At 68.0% G+C, this 19,968-nt stretch carries 17 protein-coding genes and 4 pseudogenes; 15 read left to right on the forward strand and 6 right to left on the reverse strand.

Annotated elements, in window-relative coordinates; translation table 11 throughout:
- Nucleotides 1-373: 373 nt before the first annotated feature.
- Nucleotides 374-649 (forward strand): hypothetical protein, encoded by a 276-nt coding sequence (locus KUM49_RS39960; protein ID WP_217241893.1) that lies wholly within the window; start codon nucleotides 374-376, stop codon nucleotides 647-649.
- A 100-nt stretch (nucleotides 650-749) separates the two neighbouring features.
- On the opposite strand, the gene KUM49_RS39965 is transcribed toward KUM49_RS39960, so the two are convergent.
- Both KUM49_RS39965 and KUM49_RS39970 read right to left on the reverse strand, forming a co-directional pair.
- A complete protein-coding gene (locus KUM49_RS39965) occupies nucleotides 750-2,081 on the reverse strand; it encodes a phosphoribosyltransferase family protein (protein WP_217241827.1) in 1,332 nt (443 codons plus the stop codon).
- 99 nt (nucleotides 2,082-2,180) lie between these two features.
- Nucleotides 2,181-2,762: a hypothetical protein gene (locus KUM49_RS39970; RefSeq protein ID WP_217241828.1), complete on the reverse strand. Its 582-nt coding sequence runs from the start codon at nucleotides 2,760-2,762 to the stop codon at nucleotides 2,181-2,183.
- A 234-nt stretch (nucleotides 2,763-2,996) separates the two neighbouring features.
- On the opposite strand from KUM49_RS39970, the gene KUM49_RS50925 reads away from it, so the two are divergent.
- The 5 genes and pseudogenes from KUM49_RS50925 to KUM49_RS50930 form a co-directional block, all read left to right on the forward strand.
- Complete coding sequence (locus KUM49_RS50925) at nucleotides 2,997-3,278, forward strand: methionine adenosyltransferase (protein ID WP_374200264.1); 282 nt, start codon at nucleotides 2,997-2,999, stop codon at nucleotides 3,276-3,278.
- Complete coding sequence (locus KUM49_RS39980; protein ID WP_217241829.1) at nucleotides 3,275-3,463, forward strand: hypothetical protein; 189 nt, start codon at nucleotides 3,275-3,277, stop codon at nucleotides 3,461-3,463. The genes KUM49_RS50925 and KUM49_RS39980 overlap by 4 nt, the downstream gene beginning before the upstream one ends.
- 229 nt (nucleotides 3,464-3,692) lie before the next feature.
- The gene (locus KUM49_RS39985) at nucleotides 3,693-4,067 is read left to right on the forward strand and encodes a VOC family protein (protein WP_217241895.1); all 375 of its coding nucleotides are present in this window, start codon (nucleotides 3,693-3,695) and stop codon (nucleotides 4,065-4,067) included.
- Nucleotides 4,068-4,344: 277 nt separating this feature from the next.
- A pseudogene (gene lexA, locus KUM49_RS39990) lies at nucleotides 4,345-4,919 on the forward strand (transcriptional repressor LexA); the annotation flags it as partial.
- Nucleotides 4,920-5,212: 293 nt separating this feature from the next.
- Nucleotides 5,213-5,339, forward strand: a pseudogene (locus KUM49_RS50930) (transposase); the annotation flags it as partial.
- A 385-nt stretch (nucleotides 5,340-5,724) separates the two neighbouring features.
- Here KUM49_RS50930 and KUM49_RS39995 read toward each other — a convergent pair.
- Nucleotides 5,725-6,759 carry a LacI family DNA-binding transcriptional regulator gene (locus KUM49_RS39995; RefSeq protein WP_217241830.1) on the reverse strand — a complete coding sequence of 345 codons (1,035 nt, stop codon included), beginning with the start codon at nucleotides 6,757-6,759 and terminating at the stop codon, nucleotides 5,725-5,727.
- Between the two features lie 181 nt (nucleotides 6,760-6,940).
- On the opposite strand from KUM49_RS39995, the gene KUM49_RS40000 reads away from it, so the two are divergent.
- From KUM49_RS40000 to KUM49_RS50935, 7 genes and pseudogenes are all read left to right on the forward strand, one after another.
- Complete coding sequence (locus tag KUM49_RS40000; RefSeq protein ID WP_217241831.1) at nucleotides 6,941-7,723, forward strand: TIM barrel protein; 783 nt, start codon at nucleotides 6,941-6,943, stop codon at nucleotides 7,721-7,723.
- 114 nt (nucleotides 7,724-7,837) lie between these two features.
- Nucleotides 7,838-8,857, forward strand: a complete 1,020-nt coding sequence (locus tag KUM49_RS40005; RefSeq protein WP_217241832.1) for a sugar ABC transporter substrate-binding protein — start codon at nucleotides 7,838-7,840, stop codon at nucleotides 8,855-8,857.
- Between the two features lie 94 nt (nucleotides 8,858-8,951).
- The gene (locus KUM49_RS40010) at nucleotides 8,952-9,971 is read left to right on the forward strand and encodes a Gfo/Idh/MocA family protein (RefSeq protein ID WP_217241833.1); all 1,020 of its coding nucleotides are present in this window, start codon (nucleotides 8,952-8,954) and stop codon (nucleotides 9,969-9,971) included.
- A 74-nt stretch (nucleotides 9,972-10,045) separates the two neighbouring features.
- Nucleotides 10,046-11,008: a sugar phosphate isomerase/epimerase gene (locus tag KUM49_RS40015; protein WP_217241834.1), complete on the forward strand. Its 963-nt coding sequence runs from the start codon at nucleotides 10,046-10,048 to the stop codon at nucleotides 11,006-11,008.
- Nucleotides 11,009-11,110: 102 nt separating this feature from the next.
- Nucleotides 11,111-11,967: pseudogene (locus KUM49_RS40020) on the forward strand (IS5 family transposase).
- Between the two features lie 97 nt (nucleotides 11,968-12,064).
- On the forward strand, nucleotides 12,065-12,229 hold the full coding sequence (locus KUM49_RS49315; RefSeq protein ID WP_254402500.1) for a hypothetical protein: 165 nt from the start codon (nucleotides 12,065-12,067) through the stop codon (nucleotides 12,227-12,229).
- Nucleotides 12,230-12,533: 304 nt separating this feature from the next.
- Entirely contained in the window at nucleotides 12,534-12,776 is a 243-nt protein-coding gene (locus KUM49_RS50935; RefSeq protein ID WP_374200261.1) for a hypothetical protein, read from the forward strand.
- Nucleotides 12,777-13,065: 289 nt separating this feature from the next.
- Here the strand turns inward: KUM49_RS50935 and KUM49_RS49325 are convergent.
- Nucleotides 13,066-13,230, reverse strand: a pseudogene (locus KUM49_RS49325) (transcriptional regulator); the annotation flags it as partial.
- Between the two features lie 2 nt (nucleotides 13,231-13,232).
- Between KUM49_RS49325 and KUM49_RS40035 the strand changes: the two are divergent.
- Nucleotides 13,233-13,817: a DUF2461 family protein gene (locus KUM49_RS40035; protein WP_308406966.1), complete on the forward strand. Its 585-nt coding sequence runs from the start codon at nucleotides 13,233-13,235 to the stop codon at nucleotides 13,815-13,817.
- Nucleotides 13,818-14,481: 664 nt separating this feature from the next.
- Here KUM49_RS40035 and KUM49_RS50940 read toward each other — a convergent pair.
- Nucleotides 14,482-14,892, reverse strand: coding sequence for a transposase (locus tag KUM49_RS50940; protein WP_374200262.1), 411 nt, complete (start codon nucleotides 14,890-14,892; stop codon nucleotides 14,482-14,484).
- Nucleotides 14,893-15,036: 144 nt separating this feature from the next.
- Between KUM49_RS50940 and KUM49_RS40045 the strand changes: the two genes are divergently transcribed.
- Nucleotides 15,037-15,702, forward strand: coding sequence for a nitroreductase (locus KUM49_RS40045; protein ID WP_217241836.1), 666 nt, complete (start codon nucleotides 15,037-15,039; stop codon nucleotides 15,700-15,702).
- Between the two features lie 109 nt (nucleotides 15,703-15,811).
- Here KUM49_RS40045 and KUM49_RS40050 read toward each other — a convergent pair whose 3' ends face one another.
- Nucleotides 15,812-19,771: a WD40 repeat domain-containing protein gene (locus tag KUM49_RS40050; RefSeq protein WP_217241837.1), complete on the reverse strand. Its 3,960-nt coding sequence runs from the start codon at nucleotides 19,769-19,771 to the stop codon at nucleotides 15,812-15,814.
- Nucleotides 19,772-19,968: the final 197 nt, after the last annotated feature.

A 19,968-nucleotide genomic window follows, 5' to 3' on the forward strand; every position in this document is an offset into this window, starting at 1 on the left:
GCCGCAAGGCGGAGGCGGGGCGGGCAGGTGGCGCAACCCTGCCGCAGCAGCGGCAGACAGAAACGAGAGACCGTCCTCAAGCCGAAGCCCTCACGCTTTGGTGACGAGACGGACCTTCCGGGCAGAAAAGCCCGGAACGCTGAGAACCGCTGAGGTTCTGAGCAACGGCGCACTGGCGCTGTCGCTACACATGAACATCGAACACGACACACCGCCGACCCCTCCCGAACTCGTGTACAGATGCTTTCGGTTCTCGAGTTCTGGCTCACTTTCCGTGGAGGCTGACTGAGTGTGATGTCAGTGGTGTGTGGTGGGATGGTGTGTGGTGGGATGGCCGGACTTTGCTGCCATGACCTGCTGGGAGTCCATCTTGATGCCCGTGTACTCGTCTCTGACTCACGCCCTGGCCGAGGCTTTGGTCGATGTCCTGTGGTTCGTCGAGGGCAGTGAAGAGGAGCAGATGGATCCGGACGACGCCGTCAAGGTCTTGGAGGGTGTCGCCCACCTGGTCAGCAAGCTGTCGGGCGACCAGCGGAACGAGTTGATCGAACTGCTTGGAACCATGGCCGAAGCCGAGTCCGACCCGGCACGGCGCGAGTTCTTGGAAGGGTTCCCAGAAGGCTTCGGGCTCATTGAAGATGGGATCTGACCTGTGCTTTACGAGTAGAAGGCAGGGAGAAGGACGAGCACTGATGACCGAGCTGCCCATGGCTGTGTGGAGACGCCATTGAGGGCTCGGGGTGCCGCGCTCAGGCCGACCTGATCGGCCGGGCCGCCGCGTCCGGTCGTGCGAGGTGGGCGGTGAACCATTCACAGGCGAGCTCCGCGACGGTGTCCAGAGCACCCGGCTCGGTGAAGAGGTGGGTGGCGCCGGGGACCACGGCGATTCGGTGCTCGCAGTGCATCCAGTCGGCCGCGAGCCGGTTGAGGCTGAGCACCCGCGTGTCGAGTCCGCCGACGATCAGCAACGTCGGAGCCCGGACGTGTGCGAGTGCGGCCGGACGGGCCAGGTCCGGACGGCCCCCGCGGGAGACGATGGCGCGGATGTCGTCTCCCGCGGCTGCCTCCAGGGCGGCGCCCGCACCCGTGCTGGCTCCGAAGTAGCCCACGGGCAGGGCGGTTTCCCGGCGCAGCCATTGGGCGACGGCCTGCAGTCGTCGGGCCAGCAGGATGATGTCGAAGACGTTGTGGCGGTCGCGTGCCTCGTCCTCGGTGAGCAGATCCAGCAGCAGCGTGCCCAGACTCCTGCGGTTGAGGACTGCGGCGACATGCTGGTTGCGCGGGCTGTGCCGGCTGCTCCCGCTGCCGTGGGCGAACGCCACCACCGCTTGTGCCGTGGCGGGTACCACGAGTCGTGCGGCCAGCCGTACCGGCCCGGCGGGGACCTCCACCTCGTCGACGGTCAACGGGCGCTCCGGTCGTCGTGGGCTGTCGGGCGACGAGCCGGAATGGCCGGCCTCGGCCAGCAGCGCGGCCACCTCCGTGTCACTGGTCTGTGAGAAGTCGCGGTACCAGGCCCCGACGGACCCCAGATGACGCGATGCCTGCAGACAGAAGACCTGGTCCGCTGTTTCGCGCAGGCGCGGCACGGTCGTTTCCGCCCCGACGGGGACGGCGAGGACGACCTCGCCCGCCCCACGAGCGCGGGCCACCCGGCAGGCGGCCTCGGCCGTGGCACCGGTGGCCAGCCCGTCGTCCACCACCACAGCGGTGCGGCCGGCCAGGGGCAGGGGTGGGCGGTCGGCGCGATACCGGCGCACTCTCCGCTCCAGCTCGGCACGTTCGGAGCGCTCGACGTCTTCCTGCTCGATGGGGCTGAGCCCGCTCTCGCGGAGGACGTCCTGGTTGATCACGCGGAGGCCCTCCTCGCCGATCGCACCGAATCCAAGCTCCGGCTGCCACGGCACGCCCAGCTTGCGCACCACGAGCACGTCCATGGGCGCGCCGAGCACGCGGGCCACTTCGTACGCGACCGGGACCCCGCCTCGGGGCAGTCCGAGCACCACGGCATCCGTGCCCCGCAGGTGCTGCAGGCGACGGGCCAGATGACGCCCGGCGTCCGTGCGGTCTTCGTAGCGCATGCGCCACCTCCTCATGCGCGGCGGCAGCAAGCCGCCTCACTGTTCATTGCACCGCGCCCGCAGCCCGCTCGCTCGCGAAGGGCCGGGCGGCCCGTCGCGTCAGCCGGTCGTCTGGTTCCACCGCGGGCCGACCTGCTCCCACTCCTTGGCCCACCGGGCGAGGCGACGCCGGTCGAGTTCCCACCGGAAGAGGGCGCCGGCGCCGAAGGCGAGGCCGGACAGGGCTGCGGCTGCCGCGAAGCCGAAGAGCGCCGACTCCACGGCGGCCTCCGTCGGCCCAGTCGGCTCGGTGGTGAGCGCACCGCGGGGGTCCAGCCAGACGGTGACCGTCGATCCGGAGTGGAGACCGGTGCCCACCAAGGTCCGTCCGGTGCGGGTGGCGCCGTCGTCAGCCGTCCAGCTGACCTTCGCCAGGGCCCGGTCGGTGCCCCTGGCCGCCGACCGGGTCTGCGGAACATCGGTGAGCAGCACAGCTGCGACAGAGTGCCGATCTGCGCGCTCCCGTGCGAGCACCTCGTGGGCGGCGTGCGCCGTCACCAGCCCGGCGATCGCCCCGCCCACCACGACGACCGTCCACATCACCAGCACGATCCAGGCTTCGACCACGTCGTCGTGCCGGCGCACCGGATTGCTGCGCCATCGCCACAACCGACTCTTCGTACCCCTGCTGCCATCGGGCATGGTCGACACCTCCTCGACCTCGTGCCCCTTCGACGGTCGCAGCATCAGGGGACCCAGGACAAGGGCTGATGAGGCGGCGTACGGGGGCCGACCGGCCCCAACCACAGGTGATCGCGGTCGGCCCGGCGCTCGTCGAGCGCAAGGGCGCCGGTCACCCGATACCCTCGCCGATGGCGTGGCGAGGCAATCTCCGGCGCCTACAGCCGCTACTGCCTGGATGAGCTCCGCGCGATCCTGCAGCACGGGCAAGAACCCGTCTACCACGTCGGCAAGCTCTGCAACCTGGCGGCCGCCGAGGCCGCGCGCCGGCTCCACGAGGAGACCGGGCTGGACTGCGCCGTCGCACTGGTCTCCCAGTCCGGCCAGGGCCTGACCGACCCGTGGCAGGCGATCGTGCAGACCTCCGGCCCCAACCCAACCGACGCCGGAGGCGTCCGGCGAGTGATCGCCGCCGTGGTGGAGGACTTGGGCATGCTGCGCGAGCAGCTGCTGAACGGAAGGCTGGCCACCGCATGACCGGCGACGTCACCGGGCGGTTCGCGCCCTGCCTCAACCCGGCCACCGTCTCCGGCCTCCCGCTGGAGCAGTTCCTCGCCCTGGCCGCGGGCGCCGGATTCCCCACGCACGCGCCTCGGCCCAGACCAACTTCGCGCCTACTCACCCGTCCGTCAGCGGACCGCAACCCGACCAAAGCTGCGTGACGAGCCAACAAGCAGCCGATCGCTCACCTGTTGTCGCAGCCAGCAAGATCAAGTAGAGTCCCCGACGTGAACACCGGACCGGCGCTACGCCACGCACAGATTGGCAACCCGGTGGAGGGCTGATCGCACAGCGGGTGCGGCGAAGGCACCCCAGTTCGGCACGTGGACCCCCAGTGCTCTTGCACTACGAGTCCGTTTTTTCGTGTCGAACAATAGCGAGGTCAACCGAATGCCGGCCACCTTCAACCACACCATTATCGCCGCCAAAGACCGCAGCGAGTCGGCTCAGTTCTTCCGCGAGCTCTTGGAGCTTTCGGAAGCGCCGTCCTGGGGCCCGTTCACCAACATTCAGCTCACCGACGGCGTGCTTCTTCAGTTCGCCGAGCCGCCGGTGGAGATCCAGATGCAGCACTACGCGTTCCTGCTCGACGACGAGCTGTTCGATCGGGCATACCAGCGACTGTGCGATCGCGGCATCGAGCACTGGGCCGATCCGCAGATGCAGCGCTCGGGCGAGATCAACACCGAGCACGGCGGTCGCGGCGTGTACTTCAAGGACCCCGCCGGTCACGCGATTGAGCTGATCACCCGCCCGTACCTGTAACCGAGGCAGTGCCTGGTCGGGCACCCAAAACGCGGGCCCGACCAGGCAACCAATCGCCGAAACCCCCTGCTGCCCCGGAGCACTACGGCGATCGTGCAAGTCGCCCCCGCCATCCATGCCGCCGACATGAGACAGCGCTCCGTTTACCCGGTCAACGGTGCGAGTCTGACCATTGGCTCATTTGTGGCCGGTCAGGGCGAGGTCGCGGCTCTGGCGCCACGCGTCGCGCACAGCAAGGCACCGATCGTCAGTCGAAAGAGGGTTCCATTTACGCCGGATGGCGGGTGAAGGTCACATTCCGCGAAGATCTTGCACGGAGGTGCCCGGGATGGAGAACAACGCGCCCGCCCGCCGAGGCCCCCCAGGCCCCCAGACCGCTGAGGGGCAGCTGACGAGCCGCCAGTCGGACATCGTCCGCTACATCACGCAGACGGTCGACCGGCAGGGCTACCCGCCCTCGATGCGGGAGATCGGAAGAGCCGTGGACCTCGCCAGTACATCTTCTCGGTGGCCTACCAACCGATGGCCCTGGAGAGCAAAGGTGTGCTCTACCGCGACCCGCACCGTCCCCGCGCCTATCGGGTGCGGCCCTCGTGGGCGCCCGACGTCGGTGGCAGGAGCGAGGCGCCGGTCGACGTGCCGCTCGTCGGGCGAATCGCTGCCGGCGCGCCCCTGCTCGCCGAGGAGATGATCGAGGACGTTTTCTCCCTGCCTCGCCAAGTCGTGGGCGATGGCGACCTGTTCGCCCTGACGGTCTCCGGCGACAGCATGGTCGACGCGGCGATCTGCGACGGTGACATCGTGACCGTCAGGCGGCAGGACAGCGCCGACCACGGCGGCATCGTCGCTTCTAGCGGGGGCAACCGTCGTGCAGCGTGATCCGATGAGAATCGGTGCAGTTCAGCAGCAGTGCGAAGGACGTTACCGCGTGCAACAGGTGTGGCGCTATCACTCGATTAGGTAAGGGATGCACTGCCCCATAGGGGCCGCATCTCAGTGGACGTCAAGTCCGATCTTCCTCGGTTCGTGATCGCTCGATCGAGGTACTGATCGTCGGGCAGACCACCTGCTGGGCATGTGCATGCCGAGATGCGGCCATGGAGCGAGAGCCGTACCCCAGCGACTTAGCGGACGAGTAGTGGGCGTTGATCGAGCCGATGATCACGGCCTGGGAAACAGGCCCGGGTGGCACGGTCAGCGACCGGAGATCCCGGATCCTGCGATCTGCGGGAGATCGTGAACGCGATCTTCTACCAGAACCGGACGGGTTGCCTCGACGGCGGCCGTCTCACGCTCCTCCACGAAGCAGGAGACCGCCGCTCAACACCCTGTTTTCCTCGTGCAGCGGCCGGGCGCCCATGCCAACCCCGATGTGATCCGGGTGCGTGACGTCCTCCGGAGCGCCGCCCACGACCGGCAGGCGAACCGGACCCGATTCCGCGGCACAGGAGTGCGCATTTTTGGCTTGCGGCTCACGGCGCCGTCATGCGCTCACCGCTCACTGGCCTCAGGCGGCCGACCGATCCGCTTCATGCCAATCCGTTCCATGCCCCAGGTAGTGCGGTGTCCGAACGTTCCCTCGGCGGACAGCTGTGGGTGGTCCATGGGGTCGCGGTGGAACTTCGACCAGAACGAGCCGGGACTGGAGCAGCGCGGGTCAGGAGCGGCAAGGTGCCCTCGTGGTGCTTCGTATGACGAGGTGTGGTGTGACGACGACTTCTCGTTCGTCGTCCGCCGCCCCACCCTCCAGCCGGGCGACGGCCCGGCTCACGGCCCGGCGCGCCAGCTGGCGGGCTTCTTGCCCGACCGTGGTGAGTTGGACGTGGGCGAGGCGGGCGAGGTGGCTGTCGTCGAAGCCGACGACCGAGATCTCGTCGGGCACAGGGATACGGGCGCGCAGGAAGGTGTCGAGGACGCCGATTGCGCAGTGGTCGTTGAAGGCGAGGACAGCGGTGGGGCGGGCAGCCTCGGCGAGGAGTGTTCGTGCGGCTGCCGCGCCGTGGTCCTCGGTCAGCCCGCCCGGCACGAGGCGGACGCGGTCGGTGAGGCCGTGGTGCTTCATGGCCGACTTGTAGCCGCGGCGCCGGTCGGCCGCGCCCGGCGCCCTGCCCCCGTCGATGTGGACGATGTCGCGATGGCCCAGTGCCACAAGGTGGTCCACCGCCTGGCGGGCGCCCTCGTCGTCGGCCGCGCGGACGACGTCGACGCCCTCGGCGAGCGGACGCAGCCGGCGGGCCACGGAGACGACGGGTAGCTGCGCCGCGAGTTCTGCCAGCCGGGCCGCCGGGGCATGGGGGCTGAGCAGGATCAACGCCTCGCAGCGGTCGTCGAGCAGCGTCTCCACCGCATCCTGTTCGCTGCGGCTCGCGGCAACGGCGCTGAGCGCGATCTGATAGCCGGCCGCCCCCGCCGCGGCGTAGAGCGCCTCAACCATGTCGGCGTGGAAGGGCTGTCGCAGGTCGAACTGCACTCCCACCAGGTGCGAGCGGCTGCTGCGCAGGAGGCGGGCCCTGCTGTCCGGCCGGTAGCCGATCTCCTGCGCGGCCCGCAGCACCCGCTCGCGACTTGCCGCGCTGGGCCCCTTGGCACCGCGCATGACCATGGAAGCAAGCGGCACGGAGACACCTGCCCGCGCCGCGAGGTCGCTGAGTGTCGGCCGCTTTCCGTCCGGGACGGCAGAGCGCGATGGCACCGTCGGCCTTCCTGATCGAGGGTCTTCTCCGAGGTGATCGTAGACCGAGCCCAGCAGGACACACACTGGTCACGGTTGTTACAACGTTATAAGTCGAATGTCCGCACAAACCCTTGACAGGCTGCCCGGCGCCTGGCGTACTGCTCCTGTTCTCTTAGAACGTTATAAGTCTGGAGCTGCGATGTACACGTTGGCGGTCTGTGCCGAGATGGTCTACCGCGACCTGCCGATCGAGGAGCGGGCCCGGCGCATCCACGAGGCCGGCTTCCAGGTGGAGATCTGGGACTGGACCCGGCACGACCTGAACGCACTGGCCCAGACCCCCGCCGAGTTCTCCTCGATGACCGGCTACATTCGCGGCACTTTGACCGACCCGGACGGCGCAGCCGAACTCCTGCGCACAGCCGAGGAGTCGATCAAGGCGGCCGAGCATCTCGGCTGCCCCCGGCTCAACCTGCATGGCACCGGCCTGGACGGCGAGGGCCTGCCCGTGGTGCCGGTGACCGGCGAGGCCACCGGCGAGATGTGGATCACCGCCCACCGCACGCTCACCCGTCTGGCCGAACTGGGTGAGAGCGCGGGCGTCACCTTCACCTTGGAGAACCTCAACACCGCCGTCGACCACCCCGGTGTCCCGTTCGCCACGGCCGCCGACGCCTTCTCCCTGGTTGCGGCAGTTGATCGGCCCGGTCTGCGGATGAATCTGGACCTGTACCACGCCCAGATCGGCGAGGGAAACCTCATCGAGCTCGTCCGCCGCGCGCATGGCGCGGGGCTGATCGGAGAGATCCAGGTCGCCGACGTGCCCGGCCGCCGTGAACCCGGCACCGGAGAGATCAATTATCCGGCCGTCGCCCGCGCTCTTACCGACCTCGGTTACGACGGCACGGTCGCCCTGGAGGCATGGCCCTCCGGCGACAGTCACACCGCCATGGAGCGGTTCCGTGCCGCGTTCGCCCTCTGATCCCGACCCCCGCAGAGCCGGCCACCCAATAGCTCCCGCCCGACCCACAACGGGATGTGTGGCGTCCCGCCGTTGGATCACCCTTCCCGCAAGTCAGCACAGTGAGGTGCCGAAATGAACCGCTCGCTCCCCTCCCGCTCCCGCAGATTCACCATCCTGGTGGCCATGGCCGCCAGCGCAGTCCTCACGGTCGCCGGCTGCACCAGCAGCTCGGGCGGCAAGAAGTCGGAGGAGAGCGCCGGTGGCGTCTCCGCAGGCAAGGCCACCACGCCTCGCATGACGGTCGCGATGATCACCCACGCGGTCCCCGGTGACACGTTCTGGGACACCATCCGCAAGGGCGCCCAGGCCGCAGCCGCGAAGGACAACATCAAGCTGCTCTACTCCTCCGACCCGAACGGGGGCAACCAGGCCAACCTGGTGCAGAACGCGATCGACCAGAAGGTCGACGGCATCGCAGTCACCCTCGCCAAGCCCGATGCCATGAAGGGCACCGTGGCCAAGGCGGTGCAGGCCGGTATCCCCGTGGTCGGCTTCAACTCCGGTGTGGACGACTGGAAGAAGCAGGGCCTGCTCCAGTACTTCGGACAGGACGAGACCGTCGCGGGCGAGGCGGTCGGCAAGAAGCTGAGTTCCCTCGGCGCCAAGAAGGTCGCCTGTGTCATCCAGGAACAGGGCCAGGTCGCCCTCGAGGCACGCTGCGCTGGCGTCAAGAAGGGCTTCTCGGGCACGACGGAAAACCTGTTCGTCAACGGCGCCGACATGCCGTCCGTGAAGTCGACCGTCACCGCCAAGCTCAAGCAGGACCCCTCCATCGACTACGTCGTCACCCTCGCCGCCCCGGTCGCGCTGACCGCCACGCAGGCGGTGTCCGACGGCGGCAGCGAGGCCAAGGTCGCCACCTTCGACCTCAACAAGCAACTCGTGAAGGCGATCCAGGGCGGCAGCATCGAGTTCGCCGTCGACCAGCAGCCTTATCTGCAGGGCTACCTGGCGGTCGACTCCCTCTGGCTCTACAAGAACAACGGCAACTACAGCGGCGGTGGCGTGGCGCCCGTGCTGACTGGCCCGGCCTTCGTCGACAAGTCCAACGTCGCAACCGTCGCCACGTTCGCCGCCAAGGGAACACGGTGACGCGTACGACCCGGGTCACGGCCGGACCCGTGTGGGTTCGGCCGGCCCTCTGCTGACCGTCACCGCCATCGCCCCCCTCAAGTCAAGGAACCACATGACCTACCGCACCTCCCTTGGAGTCGCCGTGATCGGCGCCGGCCGCATGGGAGCCGACCACGTACGCCGGATCAGCGAGGTGACCAGCGGCGCCCATGTGGCCGCCGTCGTCGACGTCGACATCGATCGCGCCAAGACGGTTGCCGCCGACGTCGAAGGATGCGCGGCCTATGGCGACGTCGCCGAAGCGATGGCCTCACCCGACGTCGACGCGGTGTTGCTCGCCTCCCCGGGCGTCGCCCACGAGGCGGCACTGCTCACCGCGTTCGAATACGACCTGCCCGTCCTGTGCGAGAAGCCCCTCACCCCCGACGCCGCCTCCGCCCTGCGCGTGTTGGAGGCCGAGCAGCGGCTCGGGCACCGCCGGGTGCAGGTGGGCTTCATGCGCCGCTACGACCACGAGTACATCAGGCTCAAAGCGCTGCTGGACAGCGGGGAACTGGGCCGGCCGCTGATGCTGCACAACCGGCACCGCAACCCGTCCTGCCCGCCGGACTTCACCAGCGCCATGCTCATCAACGACTCCGTGACCCACGAGATGGACATCACCCGCTGGCTGCTCGGCCAGGAGATCACATCCGTCACCGTCATGCGGCCGCGGCCCTCCGGCAACGCGCCCGAAGGGCTGGCCGATCCGCAGTTCGTCGTCTTCGAAACCGACGGCGGCGCCCTGGTCGACGTCGAGATCTACGTCAACGCCCGCTACGGCTACCAGGTCCAGGCCGAGGCGGTGTGCGAGCACGGCACCGCCCGCGTCGGCGACCGGCACGACATGCTCGTCAGCGCCGGCGGACGCTGGGGCGGCACGGTCACCCCCGGCTTCGTCGAGCGGTTCGAGGAAGCGTACGACCGCGAGGTCCAGGCATGGATCGACGCCACTTGGCGCGGCGAGGTCACCGGCCCCAGCGCCTGGGACGGCTACGCCGTGGCCGCGGTCTGCGAGGCGGGCATCCGCGCCCAGACCGAGGGCCGCCGCGTCGAGGTGGAACTCGCCGACCGCCCGGCCCTCTACATCTGACCCCCACCGCCGGCACACCGAACCAGCGGGGAACGACCGCTCCCCGCCCGACCACACCGCAGACGGGACGCATCATGAAGATCGGTCTGAACACCGACAGCGTCGGGCACCTCACGCTCGACGAGACCCTGGACCTGGCCGCTGAACTCGGCCTGGACCACGTGGAGTTCGCCACCGGCGCCTGGTCCACCGCCCCGCACATCGACATCGACCGGCTTCTCGACAGCGACGGCGCGCGCCGCGAACTGCTGGCCAAGGTCGCCGACCGAGGGCTCACGATCAGCGCCCTCACCTGCTCAGGCAACCCCCTGCACCCCGGGCCCAGCGGCCGCGAGCACGACCAGGTCGCGCGCAGGACGATCGCTCTCGCCCCGCTCCTCGGCGTCGACCGCGTGGTGATGATGTCCGGGCTGCCGGGCGGGCCGGGCGACGCCAACCCCAACTGGATCACGGTCTCCTGGCCGCCGGAGACCACACAGATCCTCGACTGGCAATGGACCGAGGTCGTACTCCCGTACTGGCGAGACCTCGTCGCCCACTCCCGTGACCGGGGCGTGCCCAAGCTCGCTCTGGAGATGCACGCCCACCAGGTGGTCTACAACGTCCCCACCCTCCTGCGCCTGCGCGAGGAGGTCGGGCCCGTGGTCGGTGCCAACTTCGACCCCAGCCACCTGATGTGGATGGGCGCCGACCCGCTCGCCGCCATCGAGACCCTGGGCGAGGCGATCTACCACGTACACGCCAAGGACACCCGGCTGGAACCCTCCCGCCAGGCCCTGACCAGCAGGCTGGAGACGCTGCCGGTCATGGCCGCCAAGGAACGCTCCTGGAACTACGTCACCCTCGGCTACGGCCACGACGACGCGTTCTGGCGCGCTTTCTGCCTCGCCCTGCGTCGAGCCGGCTACGACGACGTCCTGAGCATCGAGCACGAGGACGTTCTTGTGGCCCCCGTCGAGGGCGTCACCAAAACCGTCGACCTCCTGCGCCGCGTCGCCCTGCGCGAACCCAGCTCCTACAAGCCCCAGGAGATCTGAGCGGACGTCAAGTCCGATCTTCCTCGGTTCGTGATCGCTCGATCGAGGTACTGATCGTCGGGCAGGCCGTCTGCCTGGGCATGTGCATGCCGAGATGCGGCCATGGAGCGAGAGCCGTACCCCAGCGACTTAGCGGACGAGCAGTGGGCGTTGATCGAGCCGATGATCACGGCCTGGAAACAGGACCGGGTGGCACGGTCAGCGACCGGAGATCCCGGATCCTGCGATCTGCGGGAGATCGTGAACGCGATCTTCTACCAGAACCGGACGGGCTGCCAGTGGCGTTATCTCCCGCATGATCTGCCGTCCTGGTCGGCGGTGTTCTACTACTTCGGCCTGTGGCGCCAGGACGGGCTCGACCAGCAGATCTCCGAACTCCTGCGCTGCCAGGTGCGGGAGAGAGCGAAGCGATTAGAGGACCCGTCTCTCGTGATCATCGACACCCAGTCCGTCCGCGCGGCAGCCGGTGTCCCGAAGAACACGACGGGGCTGGACGCCAACAAGAAGGTGTCGGGCCGCAAGCGGGGACTGGCCGTCGACGTTCTGGGACTGATCATCGGCGTCGTGGTGCTGGCCGCATCCGCCCACGACAACGCGGCCGGCACCGCCCTGCTCGACCAGGCCGCCGAGCGGTGCGGGATGCGTCTGGAGAAAGGCCCTGGTGGACCAGGGCTTCAAGGACGAAGTCCTCATCCATGGCGCGTTGTTGGACATCGACGTCGAGGTCGTCCGCCGCAACGCCGATGACCAGGGCAAAGGCTTCGTCCCGCAGCCGAAAAGGGTGGATCGCGGAGCAGGTCAACGGCACGTTGATGCTGCACCGCCGTCTGGCCCGGGAGTACGACCACCGCCCCGACACCTCCGCCTCACGCGTCTACTGGGCGTCGATTGCGAACATGACCCGCCGCCTCACCACGCCGAGTCCGTCCTGGCGCGACACACTCGAGCTGGCCGCGTGAACATCACCGAACTCCTGGCGGGTCTCCAGGCCAGCACGACCAGACCACGGCCCGGGCCAGCGAACTCCGCGGACAGATCGAGCACTTGACCGCGGCCTTGACCGAGACCGAAGCGCGACTTGCGGAGCTGGCCACCACCCGGAAAGTCATCGCCGAGATCGCACCAGCCCAAGGCGACCCCGAACCGCCCGAGACCAACAACGTCTACCAGGCCATCGTGAGCGCCTTCAACCAGCACCCCGACCGGGAGTTCCGAGCCTGAGAGCTGCACGAACTCCTCGACATGCCCACCGACGAGGCATCGGCCAACGTCACCCGCGCTCGCCTCGGACGCCTCACTCGCCAAGGCTTCCTCACCCAGCCCGGACGAGGCCGCTACCAGAAACGGACTTAACGCCCTCCCAGATCGAATGCCAGCGCGTTGTTTGCGGCGCGAGATACAATTTCAAGATAAATCATGATCAAGGAGGCCGTATGGAGGCCATCACCAACAACTACCGCCCCATCTGCCGGCCGCCCGGCATCCGGCCTGTGCCGACGGCCTCACCGACCGGCAGCGGAAAGCTTTGACCTGCATCACCGACTCGGTCGAGCAGCGTGGCCATCCGCCGTCGATGCGCGAGATCGGGCAGGCAGTGAAACTCTTGAGCACCTCGTCGGTCGATGGAGGCGCTGACCGATGCCTGGGAGAGCCCCGCGGAGTTCAGCATCGCCTGCGTGCTCACCGGACCGGAACGGTGACGGTCGAGGTGGGCGACGCGGTGGCCCAGATGAACGTGTTTCTCGCCGCGGCCGCGCCAAGTACGTGAAGCTTCTGGACTATCTGTGCGGCCAGCATCCGGACGGCCGACCGGTCGAGACCCACTATCCGTCTTGGCGATCGGTGGAGGGGACGGCGGACGCTGACGGGCCCGACGGTTCCTGAGCGCCCCCCGGCTCGCGCGGCGGCACATGTACCGCCAGGCTGAGCCACCGCGGCCCCAGGCACGCCCGCGCCACCCGGGCCGTCCTGGATCCGACACCTCCCGGAGGCGTCTGGCGTGCGACAGGACGCGGGGTGTGGCGCCCAGCCGACTACCGGTGATCAAGGGGAGTTGATCAAGCCGTGCGTGCCGACGACGTGTCCGTTCCCGCCCGGGTCGCATCCGCGCCCCAGCTGGCCAGCAGTCGCAGAGCCTCCGCCGACGGGGAGTTCGGTTCGGCGTGATAGGTCACCAACATCTGCTCGTGGGCGTCGGCTTGGTGGAACGACTCGAGGCGGAGTTGTGGCAGCTGCAGGGCGAACCGACCCACGCGACCCGCGAGCGCCACCGCGCGACCGCGAGCGCCTGGTCCGGCAGCCGATGATCGCCCTGCTGAACGAGGTGGCCGACACCGACCCCCGGTACGAGGACTTCTCCGTGTGGCACTACCGCACCGACTCCTGGTGGTGGCAGCACCAGAGCGCGGTGATCCGGCTCGCCCGCAAGATCGAGATCGGTCTCCGGTTCGACCTGGACGGCCTGCGGATCCAGGGCGCCTGGTGGCACCCCGATCCCGGCCAGGTGGACATGTTCCGCAAGGCCGTGGCCTGCGAGGGGAGCGGTCGCGAACTGTCCGGCATCGTCGAGGAGGTGCGGAAGAAGGGCTACGAGATCTCGGGGGACATGATGAAACGCCCTCCGCGCGGCTATCCGACGGACCATTCCCGTACGCAGCTGCTGCGCCACCGTTCGCTGATCGCCGCCCGGCCCCTCGGTTGCGAGGAATGGCTGCACGCGCCCGAGGCGGTCGACCGGGTGCTCTCGGCCGTCGCCGACCTGGATGCCCTGCTGATGTGGCTGGTCCGCCACGTGAAGCGCGCTGCCTGACATCAGGGGGTGACGGGAAGCCCCACACCCGTGCCGCCGACCCCCGCTCTCAGAAGGTGATATGCACCTTCAGCGCCGACCGACGTCCATCGCCCGACAAGAGCACCGGGCGTCGCGGAACGTTGCAGTGTCCCGGACGCTTATCGCCCTGATGACCCGTCATCGACGTGCAGGCCGACGCCGACAGACTCCCGGGCGGGCCGACTTTCGGCGCCGGCCGCTCCCCTCGGCTCACTCGGGCCTTCGACCACGGAGGTGGGGCGACGCCCGGGGCTACGGCCGTTGCTGTCGCCCCGTGCACAGGTCGGGGCCGCACCGCTTGGTGGCGAGGAGTGAGGACCGTTATCGGCGGTACCTTAATTCCTGTTCGCTTGGAGTTGGAGCGATCCTGCCCAGACGGAGAGGCAACGATCCCTGGTCATCGGCAGACAGCAGGGGGCCAGGAATGCTGGTTTGGGTGGCCGTACTCGCGCAGGTAGGTAGTACGGAACTGGTGACGGCAATGGTCAGTGATGTCTGGCAAGAGTGAGGGACGGGTCCACCAGCTCGAACCGGGTGCAGTCGGCACTGCCCGGCCGTGACGACCAGCGAGAACACCCGGCAGCGGCCGTCCGCACTCAGGTGAATCTTGATGGTGAACCCGCCGAGTGAGCGGCCGAGCGCCTCACGTCCCGCGCCACCTCCGCCAGCCGGTCGACCAGTTTCGCCCGGATCCGAGCAGCTTTGACCGGGCGGGCGAAGCTCTTGGGACGGCGGGCGGCGGGGCCTGCCGAGCGGCAGCGGCGTGGTCGTGCGCAAGCATCGATGTCGAGTCGACAGAGATCTCCCAGTCGATCTCGCCGACCGCGCCCGCCTCGGCCTGGGCCCCCTGGATGAGCATCTCCCACGTTCCGTCCGCCGACCAGCGGCGATGCCGCTCGTGCACCGTCTTCCATGTCCGTACACTCAGGCAGATCACGCTCCACTGCACGCCCGTGCGTATCCGGTAGAGCACCCCATAAACGGCCTGGCAGTGGCCCGTTATCTGCCGCAACGTCCCTTGCTCACCGGTAGACGCGGTTCCAGCCACTCCCACTGAGCATCCGTCAAGTCACCTCTGTCTCCCACAGTCCTATCAACGACCGGATTTGATCGCCGGAACGTCGTCCAGCCCCAGCCATGCTCGGTGCTGACCGCTGAATCCGGTGGAGGGGCCGGTTGACTGAGAGGGCGCGAAGACGTGGACGTGTATGAGGCCGTGGACAGTCGCCGGGCCGTGCGGGCGTTCAACGATGAGCCGGTGCCCAAAGAGGTACTCGAACGCGTGCTGACGGCAGCGACGCGGGCTCCGTCCAGTGGGAACCTCCAGCCGTGGCATGTGTACGTCGTGACCGGCGAGCCCCTGGCCGACCTGAAGAAGCACACGACCGCCAGGGCACTGGCAGGCGACCCGGGTGATGAGCGGGAGTATCCGATGTACCCGGACGAACTGGCCTCGCCGTATCTGGACCGCTTTTCCGCCGCCGCCACCCAACGGTACGAAGCGCTGGGGATCGAGCGCGACGACCCCGACCGGCCCAAGAAGATCGCCGCCCTGAACTCCCAGGCGTTCGGGGCGCCGGTCGTCCTGTTCTGCTACCTCGACCGGATGATGGGGCCCGGCCAGTGGGCGGATGCGGGGATGTACGTGCAGACGGTCATGCTGCTGCTGCGAGCGGAAGGGCTGCACAGCTGCCCCCAGGTGATGTGGACCATGTACCGCAACACCGTCAGCCGAACAGTCGGAGCCGACGACGATCTCGTACTGTTCTGCGGCATTTCAGTGGGCTTTGAGAAGGAGGACGTGCCAAGGCTGCGTACCGGGCGGGCGGACATGACGGAAACGGTGAGCTTCATCGGCGTGTGACCGCTGACGGCGGAGATCGACAGGACAGGGCTCTTGAGGGCCTGTCCTGGATCCAGATCCATGATCACCTTGACGGTATGCGCGCGTTGCCAGAACGCCCAACGCCCGTTCAGGCACACACATGCCGGTAGGAGATCTCGGGGATGTATAGCGCCCACTCGGCTTTGGTGAGATCTCGTCCTACCCGTGTGCACAGCCCCGTCACCAGCGTGGCAGGGTCTAAAGGCGCCTTCGTGTAGAAGACCGAGTGGCCCACTGTGGCCTGCTCACTGAGGAAATCGAGAGCACCTCCCACTGCCCGGAGCGTCTTCTCCTGCGGGCCAAAAGCAAGGGAAGCAGGCAGGAACTCCTCGCCATCCACGGACAGAGGCATCGGTGCGCCCACGTGACGCAGAGTTTGGGTATCCCACAGCTGGACCTTGGGTTCGAGCGGGTGCTGAACGGCCAGCATGCTGCCATCGACGGAGAAGGCGAGAATGCCCCCACGTGGGCGGGTTCCGTGCCCGTAGGCGTAAGCGCTGCCACCGTCGAGGTATGTGAGCCGCCTAGTGGCTTTGCTGTCCCACAAGGCCAGGCCGCCCGCGTAGTCAGTGGCCGCGAGGAACCGTCCGTCCGGGCTGAAAACCGCTTGGGTGGCCGTGGCGTAGCGGGCCAGCACAACACGCCGATGACCGCCCGTGTCCAGGTTGATGATCTCTCCATTGTCGGTCACCAGGAGCTGCCCATCGGCGCTTATGGCCATGAGCTGTCCCGAAACGCCGGAAACGGTGCGGATGACGGCGCCAGTGTCGACGTTGAGTGCCTCGACGGTTTTGCCGTTACCGATTCTTGCCACCGCGACGGTGCCGTCGCTGCTCATCAGCAGGCCACCGCCCAGTTGGAAGGACAGCTGATTGATCGGTGCGGAGAAGGCTAGTTCTCTTACCAGGTGACGCGAACGCGTGTTCCAGACCGTTACTGTGCGTGCCCCGGGGTCTCCGACAGCCAAGACCTGGCCGTCCAGGCTCAGCACCATCGGACTGACGCGCGTGGTGCCGTCGGTATCAGCGGAGTCAGTCCGGGGAAGCGTCTTGACGACGAACCCGGTCGCCTTCCCTGTGTCCCCGTCCACGGTCCGTATCTCGTTGCGCTCGGCATCAGGGCTTTGTACCGCCACAACGGTTCCGTCTCCGCTGATGACCCCCAGCGCATTGGGGCTCGCATAGGTGCGAGGCGAGCCGGCAAACGGCCGCAGCGACCGCACAGCAGTGCCAGCATCGCTGCCGCGCAGGAATGCCAGCGTCTGTCCGTCCGAAGTGAACCCGAGATAGTCCGCCCCCTCACTCTGTAAGGAGTAGCTGATCAAGGTAGTGGGAGACTTCGGACTTACCCTGTAAAGGACGATGGCACGGTCATCGGCGACCGCCAGTACTGTCCCGTCAGGGCTGAAGGCCACTGATATGGCGAAGGGGAACCCGGGCCCCAGGACAGCGAACGGAGCCTGCGTGTCTTCGTCATGAGGGGGCCTCGCGGTCCGTGCGTTCCACAAATTGATCGCCCCGGTGCTCTGACTGCTGAAAACCGGCACAGCCAGCAGCTTCCCGTCCGGGCTGAAACGCATCGAGCCCTCGTCGCAGACCGCCTCGCCCGGCCTGGAAGTCAAGTCCCTCCCTACTTTGTCCCCGGTTCGCAAATTCCACAGCGCCAGTCGGCCCCCGCGGCTGCCCTCCATCAGCCCGCTGTCACACAGAGCCACTCGGTCCGTCCCGTCGAGTTCCGCCTCACTCGCGGTCTGGTTGATGCGGGCCACCTGGCGGGAGGCGCGCATGTCCCACACTTCGACGTGACTCTGCATGGCGAGTACGAGCGTGGTGCCGCGCAATGCCAGCGGCCGGCTGTCGCTGTCTCCCACCGCAGCGGAAGAGGGTCGTCCCGTAGAGGTCTTCCACAGCCGTACGCCGTCCGCTGACTGGACAGCGATGGCTGATCCGTCGGTGCTGAGCGCCGAAGTCTGTCCTGTCGGGGCTGCGGGCCGGGCAGGCACGTTGAAATCTTTGGTTTGCTTCTTAGCCCGGACATCCCAGACCCGCACCCGTCCCGAACCGCGGCTGTCGACGCTGACGACTGTGCTCCCGTTCTGGGACAGGTGCTGTTCGGCAGTCGGCAAGTCCGGCAGAGAGAAGGTGTCCTGATCCTGCTGGGCAGTGGCAGTGATCAGCCCAGAGCGCGCCTCGGGGACACGTGAGGTCTTCCACGCGGCGACGTTCAACAGCATCGCCGTCTGAGGATCGAACTGCCGCAGGGTGTCGGCGCGAGCAGCGATATTGCGAGCCGTTGCCTGCAACCTGTCCGCTGCCAGAGCCTGAGAGCGCTGCCAGGCCAGCGCCCCCGCCAGCAGCGCCAGCACAGTCAGCCCACTGATCACGGCCCGCAATACCCGCCGCCTTCGGGTACGGCGCTGTCCGAGCGCCCCCGAGGCATCAAGGAAGTCCCGCTCGCCGGCGGTGAGCCGCAGATGCGCAGGGGCGGTCGCCGCCCAGGCGATCTCCTCGCCAAGCAGCACCGGCTGTTGTCGCAGGTCAGTATTTTGCCGACCAGCGGCCTCCCACTGCGCGGCGGAAGCTGCGATGCGCTGGCGGATCAGGAGCCCCGACCGGTCTTCCTCCACCCAGGCCCGCAGCCGTGGCCACGCCCGGATGAGAACCTCGTGTGCGATTTCGACCGTGCCGATATCCCGGGTCACGAGCCGCACCCGGGTCAGAGCCTCCAGCACGAGCGAGGCATCAGGCTCGGACAGATTCTCGAGCAGGTCGGCAGCGTGGAGGCGGCGACGCGTCTCGACGGTCTCTCCCACCTGGATCAGCCGCAGCAACAGCGTCCGCGTCAGCTCCTGCTGCGCTTGAGTTTCCAGGCCGTCGTAACAGGCATCCGCCGTGGCAGCGATGGCCCCATGGACACCTCCTGCCTGGCTGTATCCGGCCACCGTCAGCGTGCGACCCTCACGCCGTTCCCACACTGCACGCAACGCATGCGCCAGCAAGGGGAGCGCCCCCGCATCAGCAAACTCTTCAGTCCTTTCGTCCCCCGCCTCCATTCCCAGATCGCGCAGCATCAGCTCAACCAGTCCTGGCTGCAGCTCAAGATGGCACATCTGCGCAGGCTCGATGATGGCCTTGGCCATACCGGCGGCAGTCAGCGGACCGACGACCACAGCCTTGTCCAGCGCTCGCTGCAGACCCGGCTGGGCCAGGCAGTCGGCGTAGAAGTCAGCCCGCACTCCGATGACCACAAGCGCACACGGCGCACCACCCGAACCACCCGCTGCCGCCCCCAGGGCTTGTACGAAAGCCCACCGTTCACGCGCGTCCTTGCACAGCGCGAAGATTTCCTCGAACTGATCGACCACCAGCACCAGGCGCGCCTGGCCTATCTGCTCTCCGGCCGCCCTAGCCTCCAGCACGTTGTTGACGAAGCCACGCACATGATCAGGCCGCGCTGCCACAGCTGCGGCCATCTGCTCGACATCGCCGGCCCCCAGCCGAGCCAAGGCACTGGCCAGCGCAGCCACCGGCCGTCCGGTGGGCGTCAGCCGTGCATGGGGCCAGCTGGCGCAGCCCGGCAGAGCAACCTCGCCGCGGTCCAAAGCCGGCAGGAGACCAGCACCGAGCAAGGACGACTTGCCCGCACCCGACGAGCCGATCACCAGCAGCGGCTCGTGCACGTCCATCTGCTGAGCCAGCCGCGCGGTCAGTTGTTCGAGCAGCGCAGTCCTGCCGAAGAACCACTGGGCCTGCTCGGGTCCGAAGGACACCAGGCCCGGATACGGGCACACCGCAGCAGCGGCGCTCTTGTCCGCTTCCCATACTTCGTCGGCCGTCTCTGCGGCCGTCGGTGGCCGATAGGCAGGATTGGCGCCCAGCACCAGTTCGCCGGCCCGCCCGCTGGCATGCTGAAGAGGGACAGGCAATCCTCGCGAGCCCAGCGACTGCTGCAGGTACCTGGACGCTCTCAGCAGCGTCAGCTGCGGGCCAGCCTGAGGATCCCCCTGCCGCAGCAGGCGGATCAGCTCGCCGGTAAAGGCGGTGTGCACCGCCCCTACCGGAGCCAGAGCGTGCTCCTCCCGTGCCGCAGCCGTCAGTACGAATCCGCCCTCGATCCGTATGAGCCCAGTCCCCATCCCCTCAGCGTCTGTCCCTAGGGTCCCGACAGCCCGTCCGGAAAAGCAGCAGTCCAGTGTGACCACCAGGGCACTCGCGTCGCTCTGCAGCAGAGCATCCCGCACTGAGG

It is taken from the genome of Streptomyces sp. AC555_RSS877, from assembly GCF_019049245.1.
Lineage (GTDB): Bacteria > Actinomycetota > Actinomycetes > Streptomycetales > Streptomycetaceae > Streptomyces.

Coding starts and splice junctions, on each gene's coding strand:
- KUM49_RS40000 (WP_217241831.1), top strand. CDS start 6,941: ATGTACACGTTGGCGGTCTGTGCCGAGATGGTCTACCGCGACCTGCCG.
- KUM49_RS39980 (WP_217241829.1), top strand. CDS start 3,275: ATGACCGGCGACGTCACCGGGCGGTTCGCGCCCTGCCTCAACCCGGCC.
- KUM49_RS39985 (WP_217241895.1), top strand. CDS start 3,693: ATGCCGGCCACCTTCAACCACACCATTATCGCCGCCAAAGACCGCAGC.
- KUM49_RS40015 (WP_217241834.1), top strand. CDS start 10,046: ATGAAGATCGGTCTGAACACCGACAGCGTCGGGCACCTCACGCTCGAC.
- KUM49_RS39970 (WP_217241828.1), bottom strand. CDS start 2,762: ATGCCCGATGGCAGCAGGGGTACGAAGAGTCGGTTGTGGCGATGGCGC.
- KUM49_RS39965 (WP_217241827.1), bottom strand. CDS start 2,081: ATGCGCTACGAAGACCGCACGGACGCCGGGCGTCATCTGGCCCGTCGC.
- KUM49_RS39960 (WP_217241893.1), top strand. CDS start 374: ATGCCCGTGTACTCGTCTCTGACTCACGCCCTGGCCGAGGCTTTGGTC.
- KUM49_RS40005 (WP_217241832.1), top strand. CDS start 7,838: ATGAACCGCTCGCTCCCCTCCCGCTCCCGCAGATTCACCATCCTGGTG.
- KUM49_RS40010 (WP_217241833.1), top strand. CDS start 8,952: ATGACCTACCGCACCTCCCTTGGAGTCGCCGTGATCGGCGCCGGCCGC.